General features: G+C 35.7%; 18 protein-coding genes. 6 read left to right on the forward strand and 12 right to left on the reverse strand.

Annotation, left to right across the window (positions count from 1 at the left end; genetic code table 11):
* Position 1: 1 nt before the first annotated feature.
* Genes LS66_RS01885 through LS66_RS01900 form a run of 4 tightly spaced genes read left to right on the forward strand, consistent with a single transcriptional unit; the run spans position 2 to position 4003 of the window.
* Positions 2 to 2554, forward strand: a complete 2553-nt coding sequence (locus tag LS66_RS01885) for an RNA ligase (protein WP_034365767.1) — start codon at positions 2 to 4, stop codon at positions 2552 to 2554.
* A gap of 16 nt (positions 2555 to 2570) precedes the next feature.
* Positions 2571 to 3032 (forward strand): hypothetical protein, encoded by a 462-nt coding sequence (locus LS66_RS01890; RefSeq protein WP_034365770.1) that lies wholly within the window; start codon positions 2571 to 2573, stop codon positions 3030 to 3032.
* A 15-nt stretch (positions 3033 to 3047) separates the two neighbouring features.
* Positions 3048 to 3626, forward strand: coding sequence for a hypothetical protein (locus LS66_RS01895; RefSeq protein ID WP_236096956.1), 579 nt, complete (start codon positions 3048 to 3050; stop codon positions 3624 to 3626).
* Entirely contained in the window at positions 3623 to 4003 is a 381-nt protein-coding gene (locus LS66_RS01900) for a hypothetical protein (protein WP_236096957.1), read from the forward strand. The genes LS66_RS01895 and LS66_RS01900 overlap by 4 nt, the downstream gene beginning before the upstream one ends.
* Positions 4004 to 4011: 8 nt before the next feature.
* Here the strand turns inward: LS66_RS01900 and LS66_RS01905 are convergent, their stop codons facing one another.
* From LS66_RS01905 to LS66_RS01955, 11 genes are all read right to left on the reverse strand, one after another.
* Complete coding sequence (locus LS66_RS01905) at positions 4012 to 4344, reverse strand: YraN family protein (RefSeq protein ID WP_034365772.1); 333 nt, start codon at positions 4342 to 4344, stop codon at positions 4012 to 4014.
* Positions 4345 to 4367: 23 nt separating this feature from the next.
* Complete coding sequence (locus tag LS66_RS01910; RefSeq protein ID WP_034365775.1) at positions 4368 to 5663, reverse strand: homoserine dehydrogenase; 1296 nt, start codon at positions 5661 to 5663, stop codon at positions 4368 to 4370.
* 9 nt (positions 5664 to 5672) lie between these two features.
* Positions 5673 to 6881, reverse strand: coding sequence for an LL-diaminopimelate aminotransferase (locus tag LS66_RS01915; RefSeq protein WP_034365778.1), 1209 nt, complete (start codon positions 6879 to 6881; stop codon positions 5673 to 5675).
* Between the two features lie 35 nt (positions 6882 to 6916).
* A complete protein-coding gene (locus LS66_RS01920) occupies positions 6917 to 7726 on the reverse strand; it encodes a hypothetical protein (RefSeq protein ID WP_011116587.1) in 810 nt (269 codons plus the stop codon).
* Complete coding sequence (locus LS66_RS01925; RefSeq protein ID WP_011116586.1) at positions 7720 to 8877, reverse strand: hypothetical protein; 1158 nt, start codon at positions 8875 to 8877, stop codon at positions 7720 to 7722. The genes LS66_RS01920 and LS66_RS01925 overlap by 7 nt, the downstream gene beginning before the upstream one ends.
* Positions 8864 to 9553, reverse strand: a complete 690-nt coding sequence (gene rlmB, locus LS66_RS01930) for a 23S rRNA (guanosine(2251)-2'-O)-methyltransferase RlmB (RefSeq protein WP_034365780.1) — start codon at positions 9551 to 9553, stop codon at positions 8864 to 8866. The genes LS66_RS01925 and rlmB overlap by 14 nt, the downstream gene beginning before the upstream one ends.
* A gap of 4 nt (positions 9554 to 9557) precedes the next feature.
* Positions 9558 to 10418 (reverse strand): 16S rRNA (cytidine(1402)-2'-O)-methyltransferase, encoded by an 861-nt coding sequence (gene rsmI, locus LS66_RS01935; RefSeq protein WP_034365782.1) that lies wholly within the window; start codon positions 10416 to 10418, stop codon positions 9558 to 9560.
* 4 nt (positions 10419 to 10422) lie between these two features.
* Positions 10423 to 10626: a 50S ribosomal protein L31 gene (gene rpmE / locus LS66_RS01940; RefSeq protein WP_011116583.1), complete on the reverse strand. Its 204-nt coding sequence runs from the start codon at positions 10624 to 10626 to the stop codon at positions 10423 to 10425.
* Between the two features lie 158 nt (positions 10627 to 10784).
* Positions 10785 to 12044: a hypothetical protein gene (locus LS66_RS01945; RefSeq protein ID WP_034365785.1), complete on the reverse strand. Its 1260-nt coding sequence runs from the start codon at positions 12042 to 12044 to the stop codon at positions 10785 to 10787.
* Positions 12045 to 12062: 18 nt separating this feature from the next.
* Positions 12063 to 13202: an Opr family porin gene (locus LS66_RS01950; RefSeq protein ID WP_011116581.1), complete on the reverse strand. Its 1140-nt coding sequence runs from the start codon at positions 13200 to 13202 to the stop codon at positions 12063 to 12065.
* Positions 13203 to 13278: 76 nt separating this feature from the next.
* Positions 13279 to 14175 (reverse strand): radical SAM/SPASM domain-containing protein, encoded by an 897-nt coding sequence (locus tag LS66_RS01955; RefSeq protein WP_236096958.1) that lies wholly within the window; start codon positions 14173 to 14175, stop codon positions 13279 to 13281.
* Positions 14176 to 14394: 219 nt separating this feature from the next.
* Here LS66_RS01955 and htpG point away from each other — a divergent pair, with 219 nt between their 5' ends.
* Positions 14395 to 16254 carry a molecular chaperone HtpG gene (htpG, locus tag LS66_RS01960; RefSeq protein WP_201273644.1) on the forward strand — a complete coding sequence of 620 codons (1860 nt, stop codon included), beginning with the start codon at positions 14395 to 14397 and terminating at the stop codon, positions 16252 to 16254.
* Between the two features lie 80 nt (positions 16255 to 16334).
* Here the strand turns inward: htpG and LS66_RS01965 are convergent, their stop codons facing one another.
* Positions 16335 to 17762 (reverse strand): aminotransferase class V-fold PLP-dependent enzyme, encoded by a 1428-nt coding sequence (locus LS66_RS01965; RefSeq protein ID WP_052057320.1) that lies wholly within the window; start codon positions 17760 to 17762, stop codon positions 16335 to 16337.
* A gap of 343 nt (positions 17763 to 18105) precedes the next feature.
* Here LS66_RS01965 and acnB point away from each other — a divergent pair, with 343 nt between their 5' ends.
* Entirely contained in the window at positions 18106 to 20685 is a 2580-nt protein-coding gene (acnB, locus tag LS66_RS01970; RefSeq protein WP_034365796.1) for a bifunctional aconitate hydratase 2/2-methylisocitrate dehydratase, read from the forward strand.
* The last annotated feature ends 99 nt before the right edge of the window (positions 20686 to 20784 follow it).

Here is a 20784-nt window from a genome sequence, read left to right on the forward strand (position 1 = left end):
AATGCGTATTTTGGTTCTTATGAGAGGGATTCCTGCAAGTGGAAAAAGCACTTGGATTGCAAATATGGGTTTAAGTGAATATACCCTAAGTGCTGATTCTTTGCGTCTTATGGCAAGTTCGCCTGTCCTTTTGCCCAAAAGTAAATCTAATGCTATTCTATCAGAATCTGCGGATTCTACAAAATCTCACGCATTAGATTCTCTGGCTTTTACAGGGATTAACCAACAAAATGATAAGCAAGTGTGGAAATTGCTTTTTACTCTCCTTGAAATGCGTCTTAAACAAGGGGATTTTACAATTATTGATGCAACTCATACGAGTATAAAAGCCTTGCGCGCTTATGAAACACTTGCAAATACCTATCGTTATCGTTTAATAGTGATAGATTTTAGTCATATTCCTTTAGAAGTAGCTTTACAGCGCAATGCTTGCAGAGGTTATAAATCTGTGCCCGTAGATATTTTGGAATCTATGTATAAAACTCTACAAGATTCTCTAACTCTGCCCTCGCGTTATGTTATTCTTAAATCCGATGAGATTGCGCCACTGCAAGACAAAACTCATCAAAGTATGCTGCATTTTAATCCAATTAATCTCAATACCTATGCTCAAATCCACCATATAGGTGATATTCACGGCTGTTTTGAGACGCTTTTACATTATCTTATTCACACCCATTCTTTAACACACTCACTCCAAGACGCATTGCGTATTTTAGAACAATCTCAATTTGCCCCTGAAATATGCGCTCGATTTCTCAATCCAAAAGCATATTATATTTTCTTGGGCGATTATATTGATAGAGGTGTGCAAAATGCTCAAGTCATGCGATTTTTACTAGGCATTATGGATTTACCAAATGTGTGCCTACTTGAGGGCAATCACGAGCGTTGGTTATACAAATGGGGAAAAGAAGATATAGGCACAAATGAGTTTAGCATATTTACTCTCAAAGATTTAGAAAATGGCGGTGTGGGAAGCAAAGACACACATAGACTTTATTCCAAATTGCGTCAATGTGCTTATTATACTTATGATAATAAGATAGTCTTGTGTACACACGGAGGACTTCCTACTTTGCCAAATAATCTCTTGCTTGTCGCTACAAAACAGCTTATTTATGGCAGCGGTGGATATGAGGATATGCAAGAATGCGCAAAAAGCTTCGCTCTTAGCACAGCTAGTAATACCTATCAAGTTTTTGGACATAGAAATAGAGAAAAACACCCTATGCGCGTATATGAGAGAAATTTTGCACTTGAAGGTGGTGTGGAATTTAGTGGTGCGTTACGTGTGCTCATTTTAACAAAAACCTCATTGCCTCCTTTTAGTGTCATAAAAACTATGCCTACTCAATCTAGTCTTTCAATGCAAGGTTCGCTTATGGGTAGGCATACCTCAAAAGATAATTTTACGCTAATATATATGCAAAATAAACACAATACATCAGCACTAAACGCATTACATCAATCACGTTCAACCTTTTTGTTCTTACAAAAACTTCGTGCGAATGCACTCATTAAAGAAAAGAAGTTTGGAGACATTTCAAGCTTTAATTTTACTAAAGAAGCATTTTTTTCTAAACAATGGAATACTCTTACTTGCAAAGCTAGAGGTTTATTTATTGATACACACAATTTCCATATTTATGCGAGAAGTTATGATAAATTTTTTAACTACCAAGAACGAGAGGAAACTAGCGATGAGACTTTGAGGGAGAAATTAACATATCCGGTAAATGTATTTATTAAAGAAAATGGCTTTTTGGGTATTATGAGTGCTCATAGTGCCTTGAGTGATACTAAAAATGCAAATAAAACAAATTATAATGTATTGCAAAACTTTTTCATTACATCAAAATCCGACCCTACAAGCCCTTATGCACATATAACGCGCAACCTTATTGCAGAATCTCTGCGTAAAACTGCACAAGATTCTATACAAGAAGTTGAATCTGAACTTTATGAAGAGCTTAAAACACGCAATCTTAGCCTTGTATTTGAAGTGATAGAGCCACAAGATGACCCACATATTATCGCCTATGAAAAGCCACAGGTTATTTTACTTGATGCGATTTATAACACACCTGATTATGCAAAACTCCCTTTTACAGAACTTTGTGCGCTTGGGAAATTTGGCTTTATATGCAAAGAGCACAAAATAACACTTCATTGCTGGAAGGAAATGAGTGAGTTTCTCCATTGTGAAAGTGCATTAGAATCTAATTCTTTATTTGCACAAGGTAAGCGGGAGAATGGCTTTATTGAAGGGTATGTGCTTGAAGATAGTGCGGGTTTTATGTTTAAGTATAAAGGTGTGTATTATCGTGCGTGGAAAGCCTTGCGTGAAATCGTTGAACAATGCGCACGCACTCGTGCTTTGCCTAAAAGTAAGGGTAAAAAATGGCAAGGAGATAGCGCGTATTATGAGCTTGAGGGAGCATTTATACAATGGCTATATCAATACATAGAACAAAATGATTTTGATTGCTTAGAAACTACCTCTCTTATTGCTTTGCGTGATAGCTTTTTACGCTCTTTAAGTATAACTTAACATCAAAGGAGATCAAATGCGATATAGTTTTATTATAATGACTTTATTTCTTGCATTAAATTGCACCGCTTTAGAATGGAAATGGGAAGAAAAAAGTCTTAAAGATTGTAACAAATATGAAAAAGAATTGAACATAGATTTACATTGTAAGCATACAGGAGTGATTGAAAAAATCATTGAAGCCAAAGATATACAAGAAGCTTATACTAAGCTTTTAAAAGCAAAGGCAGATTCTAATATTTTTGCCATAAAGGCTTATCACGAAGAACTTTTAAAAAAATTACCAATGCAAAATTATCGTCTCACCCGAATCATTCCTCCTTATAATGAAAAAGCTTATATAGATTATAAATGGACTAACACGAAAAGATTAGAGATTGCCATAGAAGCTGAGGATTGTCCTGCAATATATACTATTTATTTTATTGATTTGGGCAATGGAAAAGTTAAGATTCTATACGATCACGACGTTTGCTAAAGATAAGGAAAGAAAATGCGATATTTGTTGGTTCTATTATTTTGCTGCAATAGCTTATTTGCACAGATAGAAAAAGAAAAAAGCTTCACAGATACAAATATTACAGAAGCATATGGAGAAATGAAAATTGGTTTTTCAGAGAGTTATTATCTTCCACAAAGTATTAAGACTATGGAAAATATCACACAAACACTTGATGATGAGGAAAGTGAAATCTATGGCTATAAAACTCTCAAGGTGCAGTGGGAAAATACAAAAGAGGTGAAAATCAACCTAGAAGCTTTTGATAATGGGGAGAAAATTTGCACTTATAGAAGTTATGAAATCTCCTTGAAACAAACAGGCAAGGACACTCAAGGTATTATAGCATCCAAAATGCTTTACCCGCAAGACATCGAAACATACATACAAAATGCTTGTGCCTGTAACTATTTTCGTGGCGAATATGGATATGACAAAGCGAGAGAAAAAGAGCTTGATGAAAAAATAAAACAATATTGTAAGCCACTCCCACAAGCTTACAAAATCTTACAAGAAAAATATAATAATCAGCCAAAAATACAAAAGATTCTAGAAAGGACAAATGGGCTGTGAAGGCAATACAAAAGATAAATCAAATAATAATATTTATTGTGCTTTTGCTAAGTTTTGGGTATGCAAATCCTGAAGAAAAAGATTTTGTGGTAGATTGTGATAAATGCGTGATTGAAGTGAGTTTTACTGAAGAGGAAGTGGAGAGATTCAAAAAAGAAATGGGAGAAGATAACTTTTATGACACAGTAGATGATGCGAATTATTATTCCTACACATTAAGAAAATATCTTGAAGTAAATAGTATAGAATCTAAACATATTTCACGTCTTGAAACGCCTTATACAAAGCTTATTTTTCCATATGTATCAGACCCACAAGAACAAATCAATGCTTATTTTAATATCACAAATCCAAAATATCCTAAAGAAAATGAATAATTCTATGCTCAACACAAAGTAATATTCTCAATCAATTCACACTCGCCATTTTTGATAATCAACGCATCAAGACAATATGCTTGTGTAATCTTATGTGTGAGTAGATAAAATCCAATGGCTTTTGTAAGCTTTTTTATCTTGCTTGGTGTGATATTATAAATTGGCTCAAAGCTCTCACCACTTTTTACTTCAATAAAATGCACAACATTATCCTTTAATGCGATAATATCAATCTCACCATAACGAGCAAAAAAATTGCGCTCTAAAATCTCAAAACCACATTCACGCAAAAACACACAGGCAAAATCCTCTGCTTGTGCGCCTTTGTGTCTGCTATTCATTTATATGCCTTTTTTCTCCTATTTCAACATTCAATGCGCATTTTATAGGGCTTTTGTGAAATAGAATCTAATCTTTCTAGCTCCAAGAGTGCAGCATTAATATCCCTCTCATAGCAATGATGTGTGGAAAGTAACATTTTAGCGATATTTTTATCATTTGTCTCTTTTTGTAAAAATGCACCAATAGAAATATTATGCTGCCCTAGAATCTGCGATACTTGCCCCAATACGCCGGGTTTATCACATACATAGAGTCGTATGTAGTATTGTGAGTAAATCTCATCAATACTTTTAAGCTTTAAATGCTCATTGCCTTCAAGCGGTTGGCTAAATCCAAGCATTGCTGCACTCTCCCCTCGTGCAATAGCAATAATATCACTTACTACAGAGCTTGCAGTTGCATCACCTCCTGCTCCTGCTCCATAATACATACTCTCCCCTACATAATCCCCAATGACACTAATGCCATTCATTACATTATCTACCTTGCTTAACATTGCTTCTTTGCTTATCATACTCGGATGCACACGCAGCTCTACTTCGTTTCCTTGCTTTTTAGCAATACCAAGAAGTTTAATCACATAGCCAAATTCATTTGCAAACTCTATATCATCAGGCATAATACTCTCAATACCCTCAATGAGAATCTCCTCTGGCATCGCATTAATACCATACGCTAAAGAAGCAAGTATAAGTAGCTTATGTCCTGCATCGCCACCGCTTATATCAAGTGTTGGGTCAGCTTCTGCGTAGCCAAGATTCTGTGCTTGATTAAGTGCTGTGTAAAAATCTTGATTGTATTGCTGCATTTGTGTGAGAATATAATTACTCGTGCCATTGAGTATCCCACGAATAGCAAGAATATGATTTGCACTCAAACCATCTTTCAAAGCACGAATAATGGGTATGCCACCACACACACTTGCCTCAAAACCCACAGGCATACCATTTGCAAGCGGTGCTATATCATAACGGTGATAAGCAAGCATTGCTTTATTTGCAGTAATAAAAGCTTTTTTTACTTCTAACGCCCTCTTAGCAATCTCATAAGCAACTTCCACACCGCCCATAAGTTCAATAACAACTTCAATTTCGCAATCTTGCAAAATATCATCTATATTTGTGCTTACCTTTACATCAGTGGCGTTTAGATTCTTAAGCTTTGCGTGAGCTTTTGCCTCATCACGCACTACAATGCGCTTAAGCTCAATTTCTTTTCCAGCCCTTGCACTAATAATATTCCGATTTGCCAAAAGTGCCTTTAATACGCTACTTCCTACAACACCAAAGCCAACCATACCCACTACAAGTTTTGACATACAAACCTCTTATTGAAATTGTTTAAGAAATGATTTGAGATTCCGTGCAGCTTGGCGAATTCGTTTTTCATTTTCAATCAGTGCGATTCTCACATAGCCCTCACCATAATCACCAAAGCCCACACCCGGACTTACTGCAATTTTTGCCTCTTTAAGCAATCTTTTTGAGAACTCTAAACTTCCCATATCCCCTACACATTCAGGTAATTTTGCCCAAATAAACATACTTGCTTTAGGCTTTTTCATCTCCCAGCCTGCTTCGCTAAAGCTTTTAATCAATATTTCCATACGCTTTTCATATGTATTTTTGATGTCTTTTACGCAAGATTGGTCGCCCTCAAGTGCAATAGTAGCGGCAATTTGCAAAGGCGTGTAGATACCATAATCAATCCAACTTTTAATTTTTTGCAAGGCTTGGATAATTTTTTTATTTCCTACTACAAAGCCTACACGCCAACCTGCCATATTATAGGTTTTGCTTAATGTATAACTCTCCACCGCTACATCTTTAGCACCCTCTATTTCAAGGATACTTGGCGTTTTAAAGCCATCAAAACAGAGTTCTGCATAAGCAATATCAGAAATAATATAGAATCTCTCCTGCTTGGCAAAAGCGACTAAACGCTCATAAAACTCCCTATATACAACAATAGTTGTAGGATTATGAGGAAAATTAACTACAACAAATTTCGGACGCGGCATCACTTCTTTCAATACGCGTTTAATATTGATAAAAAAATCCTCTACATCAAGCTCCATTTGCTCATTCCACTTTAAACCAAAAGTAGAAACATTCGCACCATTAAGAATAAAAGCATAATAATGTATAGGATAGGCTGGTTCAGCTACGATTGCATTATCACCGGGATTTGCAATAGCTTGAACAAGATGCACATAACCCTCTTTGCTTCCCATTGTTACACACGCTTCACTCTCTGGGTCTAGCTCCACTCCATAAGTGCGTTTATACCAATTACAAATCGCCAAACGCAATTTATAAATGCCACGACTCACAGAATATCCTTGATTTTTACCCTTTTGTGCAGCTTCACAAAGCTTTTGAATAATATGCTCTGGCGTTGCTCCATCAGGATTACCCATAGAAAAATCAATCACATCTTCATTATTGCGCCGCATTTCTAGCTTAATCTCATTAATAGCAGCAAAAACATACTTTGGCAAACGTTTTATTTTATCAAACTCAATTTCATCAAACATATTTTCTCCTCTGTATTGTTTTAGATATTTAGATTCTATCGGAGATTCACAGAAATACCACCCTTAAGACTTTCCGAACTATCATAATCTGTAATCATTACAAACTTTACGCCTTGGGGAATCTTTACTTTAAGTGAAGCATTTGAACCTACATTACTCACCATATCTACTATACCAAGATTCTTATCATAAAGCACTACTCTTGGATTCCATTTAGGAAAATCAATGGCTTGGATATATAAATCTCCGCCTGTATTCACATCTAACCAATATTCACCTGATGCTTCGCGTAAATTTAAAGTTGCAGACTTTGCGAGGAATTTTGTATTAGGCAATCGTGGCTCATTAACCTCAAGCATATATTCCCAAAATTGTGCATTCACACGATTAATATCAAGACAAATAAAACCTCTTTTTCCTAGCTCATCAATAATGATTCCCATATCGGGACTATGCTCTGTATTAAAGGAAAATTCTATGCTTGATAAGCCATTGCTCAACTCCGCTTTACTGATAACAAAATATGAATAGCCCATTGTTGTAAGAATATTATTACCAATTTTTGTCAGTAAAATAGGGCTGGTGCGTGCACTAAAATTTAATTTAACCTCACTTGGCTGCCCAAAACGCGAAGAAAGCAAGCCATTATTCTTAAGCGCATAAACAATCTTAGCAATATCAAGACGCCCACCTGTATAATACATATTTTTGTTAGCAAAGATTCTATTAATAAAGTTTGCATTGAGTTGATAGTTTTGCTCACCCATTAAATTTCGTATTTTATCGTCAAATGCGTCAGCCCACGCATAAACAGCCAAACTTATGATGAATATCCATCTTACCATTCCAAACCACCATTGAGTTGTTTAAAGCGTGTATAGCCTACATCGCTAAGATTTGCGCCATCATAATACATTCTCACAGGGTGTTTAGCTCCGTGAGAAATATCCTTACCATTAAGCGTAAGAGTAAAACTACTATGCCCCATAACAAAGAGCATTTTATGATTGAGTTTAATATCGTATTCTCTTTTATAAGCAAATTGCTCTTTGCTCCCTGTCTCAAGATTAATTACGCCCAACCACAAATCATTATCGGCCCGAATATGTAAAACATTATCATTTTGCGAAAATTGCACAGATGTGCTTGCATTATTTTCTGCACTCTCTACATTTTGTTGTGTGCTTTGTGATTGAAAAAAGAAATTTTGCTCTGGGTGATTATTTGCGCTTGTTTGCTCTTGTTGTTGGTGAGGTATTTCCTCTGCAGCGGGTGAGAGCATATCTTGAGATTGTAATTCTTGTATATCTTGTTTATTTAGAGTATCTTCTTGTGGAGTTTGCTGAGTGGATTGCGTGTTAGATTCTGTTTGCTCAAGGGGTTTTGTAGTATCAAAAAACATACCATCATAAACTTCATTTTCTTCCCCGCTACTAGAATGAGAATCTTCGCTAGAATGCGTTACTTGTGGTGGCACATTTTGATAATCTTGCATAAATGCCTTATAGGCAAAATATCCCATAAATGCAAGGAGGATAAGCACCAAAATAGCATAGAGCCACGTATAAGATTCATTATCAGATTTTGTGGTAGGCTTAGCTTTAAGTGCAAGATCAAGCACACGATTTTCATGTTTTTTTTGCTCTTGCTTTTTCTTCTCTTCTTCCTCTTCTTTTTGAGCTAAATCTAGTAGTTTTTGAGCACGTTGCTCTTCATCTTGCTTGGTAATGACTTGCGAAACACTTTTAATATCTTCTTTTTGTGTCTGTTGTTGCAAAGTAATCCAATCACGTAAATCTACTTCATATTCACGCTCTAAAATTGCAATAAAACCTTTTGCCCTTACCTTATCAATCTTATCAAAACGTTTTTCAAGCACGTCTTCAATCTTTGAGCTTGCAAGTTTAGTGTTTTTGCTAATTTCCTTTAATCCAATAGCCTTCAATTTGGCAAGTTCTTCATCAAGAAATGTAGTATTTGTATTATTTCCTTGCATTTTTAATCCTATCTATTAAAATTCCCGTGGCTACTGCCACATTGAGTGAATCAAAATGGTGCTCCATTTTTATGGAGAGGATTGTATCAAGTTTGTGCTTCAATCGCGCTGATAAACCTTCAGATTCACTCCCTAAAAATAAAGCCCATTTCTTTTTTACGTTACAGCTCTCCTGCCCTTGCATATCTGCACCTATGAGCATAAAATCTGCATTTTTTAATTCATTTATTATATCAAAGATATGCGGAAAAACACCATAAGGCATATGTAAAAAAGCACCGCTTGAAAGACGAGCTATACTTTCTATGGCTTTTTGGCTAAGGTTTGATAAACAAATAACCACCCCTCCCACGCCTAAAGCATAAGCAGTGCGAAAAATTGAACCGATATTCCCTACATCAGTAACATTATAGAGCACAAGTAAAGAATCTTTGCTTTTGAGATCATTCAAGCTAAGCGGACTTGGTGGTATAATAGAAGCCAAAATGCCTTGATGATTCCCTCCGTGAGCAAGAGCTTGTGCTTTTTTCATATCTACACGTTTTATAGGCTTATCTAATCGCGCAAGTTGTTTAAATATGTCCTTTGGTAACTCTTTAGCAAGATATATTTCTTCAATGCACGAAGCATTTGTGTGTAAAATATACAAAATGGGTTGTTTTCCATAAATTATCACTGATTCACCTTAGTATTTCTTCATAACATTGCTTAATGCTATGTCCGCTTATTTTGCTTAAGATTTTAGCTTTAATCTTTGGCGGAATATCAAGCATAAAAATATCCTCATAACTTAAAGTTTTCTCTTGTTTTATGTGAGAAGAGCTAAAATCAAATATAATCACCCATTCGCCCCGAATCGTAACATCTTTGAGTATGGCAATCACTTCTTGTGCGCTACCATAATATCTCTGCTGATGGAGCTTAGTGAGTTCTTTTTGCACAATAATTCGTATATGAGGAAGAAGTAAAGCAATATCGTGTAAAGTTTCTAAGATTCTATGAGGGCTTTCATAACAAATAACACTATAAGAATCTCCCATATCTAAATGGGAGAGCTGTATCAGTTTAGAATGCCTATGAGTCTTTTTATGTGGTAAAAATCCTGCAAATACAAAAGGTGTAGATTCTATACCACTACCACAAAATGCCACATTAAGTGCACAAGCTCCGGGCAACACATCAAAGTCAATATCGTGTGTTATTGCATAAGAGATAAGTTTCGCGCCCGGGTCGCTAATACAAGGTGTGCCAGCATCACTCAAATAAAGCACACAAGATGCAAACATTTCCTTATGTAAAGAATCTATAAATTCCTCTTGATTATGAGAATGAAAAGATTTAAATTGTTTAGATTCTATAAAAGACTGACAATCCATATCAGTAGGTATCTGAAGCAAAGAACGAGAGATAAGAAGTTCTAAGAGTTTTTTTGCAACTCTTGTATCTTCGCATAAAATAATATCGGCTTGTTTAAATGCCTCTAACGCCCGCAGAGTAATATCTTCAAGATTCCCTATGGGAGTTGGCACAAGTATTAGCACAGGATTATTTCATATTATATTTTTGTCGGAATTTCTCAACACGTCCTGTAATATCTGTGATTTTATCACTTCCTGTATAAAAAGGATGACAAAAGCTTGAAATATCAATACGAAGCTCACTTTTAGTGCTCAAAACCTCAAGTTGTTTGCCACTTGTTACGCAAGTTACTTTGCAGGGTATATATTCTGGGTGAATACCTTTTTTCATCAAATGTCCTTCTTAGTTTAAGATTCAATTTTGCAAATAAAAGGTGCGATTTTATCAAACTCTGCTTTAATTCCTGCTTTAATGAGTGAATTTTATAGAAGAATAAATCCATAAAGAGCAAAAGCCCCCTATGGATTCTCAATAGGACTCTAAAATATTTAGAATCCAAATTTTACAAATGCAAGGGCTGAATGCTGCCATTTGTTACCATTAGTGCCATTAATAATTAAATTACCAAGTGTGCCATTTGCACTTGCTTTACCTGTCCCAACATAGCCAGCTCCAAGCGTAAGATACATTTTATCGTTTCCTTGCCAAATTTTAATTGAGCCAACTGCAGAAATTTCCTCATAATCACCACCAGCATAAAGCAAATCAATAGCTGCGCGTCGAGATTCTACTCCACCAAATACATAATAAGTATCACCATAGCCAAGGAAATTTCCTACACCTGCACCACTCATACCACCACGATAGCCATAAAATCTTGCTCTATCACCGTAGTTAAGAAGATTATTATTTTTACCTTGATTAATGTAACCAAGACCAACTTTGAAAATATCATTAATTCTCAATTCTTCATCAATCCATAATGTAAGTCCACTTGTGCTTGAAGCACTGCCTACAATATTATCCATACCCCATACTGCACGCAATGTAGTAAATGACCTTAAAGCACCACTGCCAACATCAAGCACTGCTTTTCCACCAGCATTTAAGACATCGTGTGTCCCGGTAGTTGTATTTTTATCTGTCAGATATGAAACAAAAGGAGAAACTTTAAGCGCACCAAAATCAAAATCCAATCCTGCACTCACAAGCTCACCAATTTTTGAGGCATTCTTATAATTTTGATAGGTATCAAAACTTGAAAGTTCATAACCCATTCTATTATAGGCTTGTCCTGCACCCAGTTGAGAATTTCTCCAATATGCCCACAAGCTCACCGCACCGCCATCAACATTGAGTGCAGCACCTTGCACATTACCATAAATCCAATCTACACCTGTATAATTTTTGCCATCTTTACCAAGATAAAATTCACCCATATCAAAACGTCCAAGGGCAAAACTTAATCGTCCACCATCATAACGCACATACGCATCGGATATATCACCATTTTTAGGGAATGCAATATCACCCACTGCACCATCAATTCCTGTGCTATAAGCTGGATAACCACCCCAAGCACCAATTCCAACACTCAAACTTGAGCCAAGCCCAATATCAAGTCCTGCTCTTGCACTCACATTAGCATAAGCTCTTTGCACTTCATTTCCATTTTTATTTTGTATGCCTAAACCACCAAATCCTTGATGATAAAAAGCACCTAAATGCCCAAAGGGGTTAACTTCTACTGCGTTTGCACTCATTGCTATGGCTGATACTACAGCAAGCGATATATAATATTTTTTCATTATTTTCTCCTTGATAGATTAAAAACTAACTCGTCCAAAAACACGGGTTAGCAGATAATTCTTGCCATCAGCGGCAAAAATTGAATTATCCAGCGTAAAATCGGCATTATTTATCATACCTATAATTTTAGCTCCTATTTTAATATTATTTTGAGGCTCGGAAGTGATGCCTACTTCCCAATTAAAGATATTTTTAGAACCAATAGTTGTATGGCGAATAGCTCCATCAAGCTGCACATACTGCTTTAAATCATACTCTAAAAAGCCATACAAAGTTGTTGCATTATTATAAAATAATCCTTCTCTTCGTTCAAAATAACTGCTCTGCCCAAAAGAATCTATACCTCTTGCACCATTTTGAGATACTGAAATTACACCTCCACCTGTGTTTAAACCAAGCCATTTTGCTCCACCCTCTAGCCACACAAAACCACCATCACCACCTGCAGTTTGGGTATCAATCACTCTATCTTTATTTGCACTCACAAAAGATAAAAAGTGCATTTTCCCATAAAGTATAGCATTACCAGCAGGCACCGCAACAAGCACTTTTAATGCAAATGAAGTAAAATCACCCGGTGCGGCATATACATAAGGAGTAATTTGTAATGGAGATTCTGGTAAAGTAATTGTTGCCCCAAGATACATTGCCCCCATACCACCAAAAGGATTCCTAAACCTGTCCATACGATAGTCTGTAACATAGGCATTTTTCCAAGCCCAAATAAAATCTACTTTAAGATTCTCTACATCTTCATAAGTTACCGCTGCACCTTGTGTATAATGTTTAATCCATTCACTATCAGTTTTAAATCGTCCTGCATACATACTTATACGATTTGGATTGACAAAGCTTGCATACGCTTCTGTAAGAATATAATTCTCTTTCACTTTTGAGAAATCCCCATTATGCACTTGAAAAAGCTTTGTTGCAGCCCACATAGAACCACCAAATGCCAATCCCCGAAGTCTTTGTGTTTGATAAGCAAGCGAAACATTTGCATCAAGAAAACCAGGAGCCGCACTTGTCATATATTGGTAATATATACCCATATGTCCACTTGGGTGTCCTGCAAGAAGATAACGCGCTAAATTATTTGCATTTGCAATTTCGCTTAAGCTAAGCACACACACAACAATCACAATTAGTTTTCTCATAAAATCCCTTTAGTGACTCTTCTAATTCCTTTTAGAATCTAGCTTTCAAGGACTTCTAGCAAAAATAATTCCATTTTCAATTATAATTATTTTGCAAAATTAATCTATATCCACATTTTTGGCACAATTCGCAAGGTATATTGCCTTGTCTCAAATTTAGACTAAATGCTATAAATGCTTTAGAATCTAGTATATCTGCCAAATTCTGCTCTTTTAAATTTCCAAAACTTGCCTGTGCATTATAATCTATGCAACAAGGCACAAGTTCTCCATTACTCAAAATTCCAATTTGCTTTTGTGCGCCATAACATAATGGCTTTATAGATGATTTATTATTGATATTATATGGCGGTGAAAATGTATCTTTTTGAATCTCCCAATCAAAAGAATGTGTGGGATTAAGAAATACTTTTTTTCCAAGCTTTAAACGCTCTTGCTTTAAATCAATATTAGAAAAACCAAAATATGCTCCAATTTCATTAAGCATTCGCACAAAATAGTTTTCTCGGCGCAAAATATCATTACTATGAAATCGTAAATTCACAAAAATAGGTGATTGAGAATGTATATTAAAGGCACAAAAATCTAAAATACGCTTTAAATGTGCCTTTTTGAATTGATGAGGATTTGCTAAAAATGCACTTAGAGAAAATGAAACTTGCACAAATGGTTCATTTAAAAGTAATTCAAAATGCTTTTTGCGTAAAAATAATCCTGTAGTTACCAAATCTACTTTTAAATGATACTTTCTAAGTATTTTTACATACATTGCAAAATGTTGCACACTTAAAGGATCGCCTAACAAATGCAAACATACTCTTCGTGTTTTGCCCTGAATCTGCGCGCATATAGATTCAAAAAGTTTTAAATCCATTGTGCCACGCCTTTTAGAGAGTGTATGGCTTGGGCAGAATCCACAAGAGAGAGCGCAATAATCACTTAGCTCTATATAAACTTTTTCAAATAGCTTCATTAATAATATGCCTTTATCGCAAAATAACATTAATATTATTTTCTTAACTCATTTTATAAAATAATACTATATTAAACTATATAAGCAGAATATTACAGATAAAATCATAATTTTTTTTATATATATACACTCATTAAAGTTTATTCTACTTATATCAACTTTATAAATTTTTAATCTTTTTTTGTTATGATTGCTTTTTTAATTTATATGTTAGGAGACATTATGGCAACAAAACATCAGTTTCAAACCGAAATCACGCAGCTTTTAGATTTAATGATACATTCTTTGTATTCCCATAAAGAAATTTTTTTACGAGAACTTATCAGTAACGCATCTGACGCACTTGATAAGCTCTCATATCTCACGCTCACACAAGAGAATCTTAAAACTCTTTCTTTTGAGCCACGCATTGATATTTCTTTTGATGAAGAGAAAAAAACCATTACCATAGAAGACAATGGTATAGGTATGAATGAAAATGATATGAAAGAACATCTGGGTATTATTGCCAAATCTGGCACAAAAAGCTTTCTTTCACAATTAAGCGGAGACAAAAAGAAAGATTCTGCACTTATTGGGCAATTTGGTGTGGGTTTTTATTCAGCCTTTATGGTCGCTCATCGTGTTGTAGTGCAAAGCAAAAAAGCAGGAGAGGAAAAAGCCTATGCTTGGGTGAGTGAAGGCAAAGGTGAGTATGAGATTGGCGAATGTGTTAAAGAATCTCAAGGGACACAAATCACGCTTTATCTACGAGAAGAAGATGCTCATTTTGCTTCACGATGGGAAATTGAAGGTATTATTCATAAATATTCTGAACACATTGCTTTTCCTATTTATCTTGCATTTGTGGAATCAAAATTTGAAGGTGAAGGCGAAAATAAAAAGGAAATAAAAGAAAATAAGCAATCTCAAATCAATACTGCTAAAGCTCTGTGGAAAATCCCTAAAGCAGAGCTAAAGGACACAGATTATAAGGAATTTTACGCCACACTCTCTCACGATAATAATGAGCCTATGCGGTGGATTCATACCAAAGTTGAGGGTAATTTAGAATACACTACGCTTTTTTATATCCCACAAAAAGCCCCATTTGACCTTTTCCGCGTGGATTATCAATCAGGTGTGAAACTCTATGTAAAACGTGTATTTATTACCGATGATGACAAAGAGCTTTTGCCTCCATATTTGCGATTTGTGCGAGGTGTCATTGATAGTGAGGATTTACCACTTAATGTCAGCCGTGAAATCCTCCAACAAAATAAAATTCTCGCCAATATCAAATCTGCTTCAACAAAGAAAATCTTAAGTGAAATTACCAATATTGCAAAAAATGAGGCAGATTATAAGACCTTTTATGAACAATTTGGCAAAGTGCTTAAAGAGGGATTGTATGGAGATTATGAAAATAAAGAAAAGATTCTAGAATTATTGAGATTTGATAGCTTTAAATCAGAATATATTTCGCTCAAAGCGTATAAAGAGTCTATGGGAAATGAGCAAAAAAGTATTTATTATATGCTTGGTGAAAATAAAGACGCACTTAAAAATGCTCCTTTACTTGAAAAATTTGCACAAAAAGGCTTTGATGTGCTACTTTTAAGTGATGAAATTGATGCAATAGTAATGCCAATGGTAGGTGAATATGATAAAGTGCCGCTTAAGAGTATTAATTCTAAAGAAGCTCTTGCAGAATTAGGAGAAGAATCTATTGATGAAGCAACACAAAATGCTTATGAGCCTCTTATCAAAGGCTTTAAAGACGCACTAGGAGAGCAAATTGCTGAAGTGAAGCTTTCAAGTCTTGGTGATGCACCACTTACACTTATTAAAGAAGATAATAATCCTATGATGGCAAATCTTATGGCACAAATGGGGCAAAAAGTGCCAGAAACTAAACCTACACTTCAACTTAATATCACACACCCTCTTTTTGAAAAACTTAAAACCGCACAAGAGGATAAAATCAAACAAAGTGCTTTGTTACTTTTTGGGGCTGCCCTCATTCTTGAAGGTAGCACATTAAAAAATGCTAAAGACTTTAATACAGAACTTAATAGCCTTTTACTCCAAAGCCTGTAGGCTTTGGGTTTATAGCCATTCTTTGTATATGCACTACTTGAGAAGTAGGGAAAGCCAAAAAAAGGCTTAACTTATAGAATCTAAAATGAGCCTCTTAATATTTTCACACAAGTTTTAATTGCATCAATGAGATATTCTATATCCTTTATCGTGTGGGTATAATGGATACTTACTCGTAGCCACATTGGCTTTTTCTCATAGCTACCATCAGGTATAAGATAATGTCCATAAGGACCCGCACAACTACACCCTGCACGAGTTTGTATGCCAAATTTTTTACTCAAAAGCGCACATAAATCAAGTGGTGAAATTGAACCAATATTAAAGCTCACTATACCTAATCTTTCTTTTGATAAATCTCCATAAATACTTACAGCTGGGATTTTTTGTAATTCATATAAAAAGGCTTGAGTGAGAATATTCTCTCTTCGTTTAATCCATTCTAACCCTATTTCATTGCGTAATTGATAGGCTAATGCTGCATAGAGTAAGCCTAAAATAGGTGGAGTGCCCGCTTCTTCACGCAAAGCTATATCATCAATGAAGCAATGTGTCGTATCATTGGCATATTTAATCACACCTCCACCAGCAAAACTTGGAGGAATCTGTGCATCAAGTAAAGATTTTCTTATTGCCAAGATTCCACACGCGCCTACACCACCCAAAAGCTTATGCGGTGCAAGAAATGCCACATCAAAATCAGCACAATCTACTTGCATATAAGCCGATGAGCTTGCCATATCAAGCGCAATAATAGCTCCATAGCGTCTAAGTAATGCTATACAAGATTCTAATGGTGTGAGAATCCCTGTAACATTAGATGCTGCGCTTAAAGAAGCAATAATCGTGCTGTGCTTATTTTCTTTTTTTATCTTTTGCAAAATCTCTTCTAAATGCTTTATATCAGGTAATCCTTCTATATCAAAAGCAATTTTATGAATATGACAAAGCCCTTGTCGGTAACTTATTTCATTAGAATGATGTTCAAACCCACTTATAATAATTTGAGGGAAATTTAATATATGCGTGTGTGCATCATAATCTTTAAGTTGTTGAAGCAAAGTAAGTTTTGGCGTGGAAGAAAGATTTTTATTTAAATGCTGTAAATGTGATAAACTGCGTGGAGGCACATAAATCCCCATAATCTCTTGAAATTTTTTAATACTAAAACTCGCTCCACTACCCCCAGCGATGAGTATAAAATCTTTATTAAGCCCGATTGAATGGGAAATACTCTCCTTTGCCTCTGCATAAAGTCCGCTCATTAGAGCAGCATTAGAGGCTATATAAGAATGTGTATTAGCATAATAGGGTAAAATAGATTCTATACGTTTGTTGATTATCTTATAAGCAAGACCGGAAGCTGTGAAGTCAAAATAATAATGTTTAGAATCCAAAATAGTATTTGAACGAAGTTGCGAAAGCTTATCATAGCGACTATCAAGTAAAGGTGTAAAAAAATGACGAATGAGTTTAACAACCTTTGAATGCGTATGCAAAAGAGCCATTACTTTCCTTCTAAAGAAATTATGCAAAATTTTATTTTTGCCTTTTTATGCAATCTTCTACAAGCTGTTACTTTATGTATCTTTTTGCACATATGTGTATAATGATATATACAATCTCTTACCTGTGCTTGCAAAAACATTGTTATAAAACCATTGTAGGTATAAATATAAAGAATTTTAAAAATAAAAAATATATAAATGGGAAGTTTTGGGGTAATCTTTTGGATAACTTTCACTTTACTTTCCTTCTTATTTAGGATTTTTATTATACAATATTTAAGAGCAAACCATTATACAGGGTTTTGGTTTCTATAACAAAATTTTAAGTAGCAAGGAGAACACAATGAGGGAAGAGTTTGAACAATTCATTAAAGACTACAAAGCACACGTAAGTGAGCGTGATGCACAGGGTATCCCACCCCTACCTCTTAACACAACACAAACACAAAGTGCAATTGATATGTGCAAGGATACAAGCATAAGCTCTGAGCAAAAAACATTTGCCAAAGAATTACTTATACATAGAGTAAGTCCGGGCGTAGATGCTTCTGCTAAATTAAAGGCAGCATTTTTAGGAGAAATACTCTTGAAAAACAAACAGGATTGGGGATTTACTCCCAACGAGGCTGTAACTTATCTAGGCACGATGCTTGGAGGCTATAATGTAGCACCACTTATTGAGGGACTTTCTCTTAATGACAATGCGCTTGCAAAAGCTTGTGCTAATGCTCTCAAACATACACTTTTAATCTATGATAATTTTGAAAAAATCGCTGCACTTAATACACCTCTTGCTCAAGAAATTATCCATTCTTGGGCTGAAGCAGAATGGTTTAAAAATAAAGAAGGCTTAAAAGAAAAAATTAAAGTATGCGTATTTAAAGTAGACGGCGAAACAAATACGGACGATTTAAGCCCAGCTGGTGATGCTTTCACACGAAGTGATATTCCTCTGCACGCTAAGGCTATGCTTAAGAGCCGAATTGAAAATTTTGAGCAACGTATAGAATCTGCAAAACAAAAAGCAGCTCAAAATAATGCTGTTGTAGCGTATGTAGGTGATGTCGTTGGCACAGGAAGTAGCCGTAAATCTGCTTGTAACTCTATTATGTGGCATTTTGGAAACGAGATACCATTTATACCTAATAAAAAAAGTGGTGGTATCGTTATTGGAAGCGTCATTGCTCCTATATTCTTTAATACTTGTGAAGATAGTGGTGCGCTTCCCATTGTTGCTGATGTGAGCGAGCTTAAAGATGGCGATATTATTGAGATTGACACACTCAAAGGGGAAATTATTAAAGAAGGAAAAATTGTAGCAACTTTCAAGTTAAATCCTATAACTTTGGCTGATGAGATTCGCTCCGGGGGTAGAATTCCCCTTATTATTGGTAGAGGATTAAGTGCCAGAGCAAGAGAATATCTTAAACTCGGTAAAAGTGATGTCTTCAAGGAAGCCAAACAGCCTGCTCAAAGCACAAAAGGCTATACTCTAGCACAAAAAATGGTAGGACGCGCTTGTGGAGTAGAAGGTGTGCGTCCGGGAAGCTATTGTGAGCCAAAAACGACAACTGTTGGTAGCCAAGATACTACAGGTGCAATGACACGTGATGAAATCAAAGAACTCGCCGCACTAAGTTTTGGTGCAGATTTTGTGCTTCAAAGTTTCTGTCATACCGCAGCTTATCCAAAATCAGCGGATGTAAGTTTGCACGCGACTTTACCAAACTTTATCTCTGAACGCGGCGGTGTAGCATTACGACCAAAAGATGGCGTTATTCATTCGTGGCTTAATCGTATGTGTTTGCCTGATACGGTTGGTACAGGTGGGGATTCTCATACAAGATTCCCTATTGGTATTAGTTTTCCTGCAGGAAGTGGCTTAATTGCTTTTGCGGCAGTTACAGGTTCTATGCCTCTTGATATGCCAGAATCTGTACTTGTGAGATTTAAGGGTAAGCTTAATCCGGGTATAACCTTGCGGGATTTAGTTAATGCAATTCCTTATTATGCAATTAAACAAGGGCTTTTAACCGTTGAAAAAAAGGGTAAAAAAAATATCTTTAGTGGGCGGATTCTTGAAATTGAAGGTTTGGGAGACTTAAAAGTAGAGCAAGCCTTTGAGCTTAGTGATGCAAGTGCCGAAAGAAGCTCAGCTGCGTGTAGTGTGCGTCTTAATAAAGAACCCATTATCGAATACTTAAGCTCAAATATCAAGCTTATAGAATCTATGATTGCTCAAGGTTATCAAGATGCAAAAACATTGCAACGCAGAGCTGATAAGATGAAAGAATGGATTGCAAACCCTGTGCTTTTAGAGCCAGATAGCGATGCTGAATATGCTGCTATTATTGAGATTGACCTTGCTGAGATTAAAGAGCCAATTTTGGCTTGTCCTAACGACCCCGATGATGTAGCAACTTTGAGTGAGATTCACGCTGATTCTAAACGTCCAAAAAACATTGACGAAGTATTTATTGGAAGCTGTATGACAAATATTGGGCACTTTAGAGCATTTGGAGAAATTGTTAAAAATGAAGGACAGAGCAAGACGCAAATTTGGATAGCACCTCCCACAAAAATGGACGAAAAACAGCTTACCAAAGAAGGATATTTCTCGCTTTTTGGTGCAGCAGGAGCAAGATTAGAAGCACCAGGTTGTAGCTTGTGTATGGGTAATCAAGCTCGTGTCCGTGATAATGCGGTAGTATTCTCCACCTCAACTCGTAATTTTGATAATCGTATGGGTAAAGGAGCACAAGTTTATCTAGGAAGCGCTGAACTTGGCGGTGTATGTGCAATGCTTGGAAGACTTCCAAGCGCACAAGAGTATCTTGAAATTGCTCCTAAAAAGATTGATGATAAGAAAAACAATATCTATACTTATCTCAACTTCCACCTTATGCAAGACTTCGCCCTCTAGGCGGGGCTTGCCACATTTATTTTCAAAAAACAAGGCATCAATAAGTGAATCTAAAACTTTTAAAGGGACTTTAATTCGTAAAAATATATTATTTCATTT

It is taken from the genome of Helicobacter sp. MIT 03-1614, from assembly GCF_000762925.2.
Taxonomy (GTDB): Bacteria; Campylobacterota; Campylobacteria; order Campylobacterales; family Helicobacteraceae; genus Helicobacter_C; species Helicobacter_C hepaticus.

Bases quoted from the DNA above. Each gene is read 5' to 3' on its own strand.
- LS66_RS01885 (WP_034365767.1), top strand. From the start codon at position 2: ATGCGTATTTTGGTTCTTATGAGAGGGATTCCTGCAAGTGGAAAAAGC.
- LS66_RS01890 (WP_034365770.1), top strand. From the start codon at position 2,571: ATGCGATATAGTTTTATTATAATGACTTTATTTCTTGCATTAAATTGC.
- LS66_RS01895 (WP_236096956.1), top strand. From the start codon at position 3,048: ATGCGATATTTGTTGGTTCTATTATTTTGCTGCAATAGCTTATTTGCA.
- LS66_RS01905 (WP_034365772.1), bottom strand. From the start codon at position 4,344: ATGAATAGCAGACACAAAGGCGCACAAGCAGAGGATTTTGCCTGTGTG.
- LS66_RS01910 (WP_034365775.1), bottom strand. From the start codon at position 5,663: ATGTCAAAACTTGTAGTGGGTATGGTTGGCTTTGGTGTTGTAGGAAGT.
- LS66_RS01915 (WP_034365778.1), bottom strand. From the start codon at position 6,881: ATGTTTGATGAAATTGAGTTTGATAAAATAAAACGTTTGCCAAAGTAT.
- LS66_RS01920 (WP_011116587.1), bottom strand. From the start codon at position 7,726: ATGGTAAGATGGATATTCATCATAAGTTTGGCTGTTTATGCGTGGGCT.
- LS66_RS01925 (WP_011116586.1), bottom strand. From the start codon at position 8,877: ATGCAAGGAAATAATACAAATACTACATTTCTTGATGAAGAACTTGCC.
- rpmE (WP_011116583.1), bottom strand. From the start codon at position 10,626: ATGAAAAAAGGTATTCACCCAGAATATATACCCTGCAAAGTAACTTGC.
- LS66_RS01945 (WP_034365785.1), bottom strand. From the start codon at position 12,044: ATGAAAAAATATTATATATCGCTTGCTGTAGTATCAGCCATAGCAATG.
- LS66_RS01950 (WP_011116581.1), bottom strand. From the start codon at position 13,202: ATGAGAAAACTAATTGTGATTGTTGTGTGTGTGCTTAGCTTAAGCGAA.
- LS66_RS01955 (WP_236096958.1), bottom strand. From the start codon at position 14,175: ATGAAGCTATTTGAAAAAGTTTATATAGAGCTAAGTGATTATTGCGCT.
- LS66_RS01965 (WP_052057320.1), bottom strand. From the start codon at position 17,762: ATGGCTCTTTTGCATACGCATTCAAAGGTTGTTAAACTCATTCGTCAT.
- acnB (WP_034365796.1), top strand. From the start codon at position 18,106: ATGAGGGAAGAGTTTGAACAATTCATTAAAGACTACAAAGCACACGTA.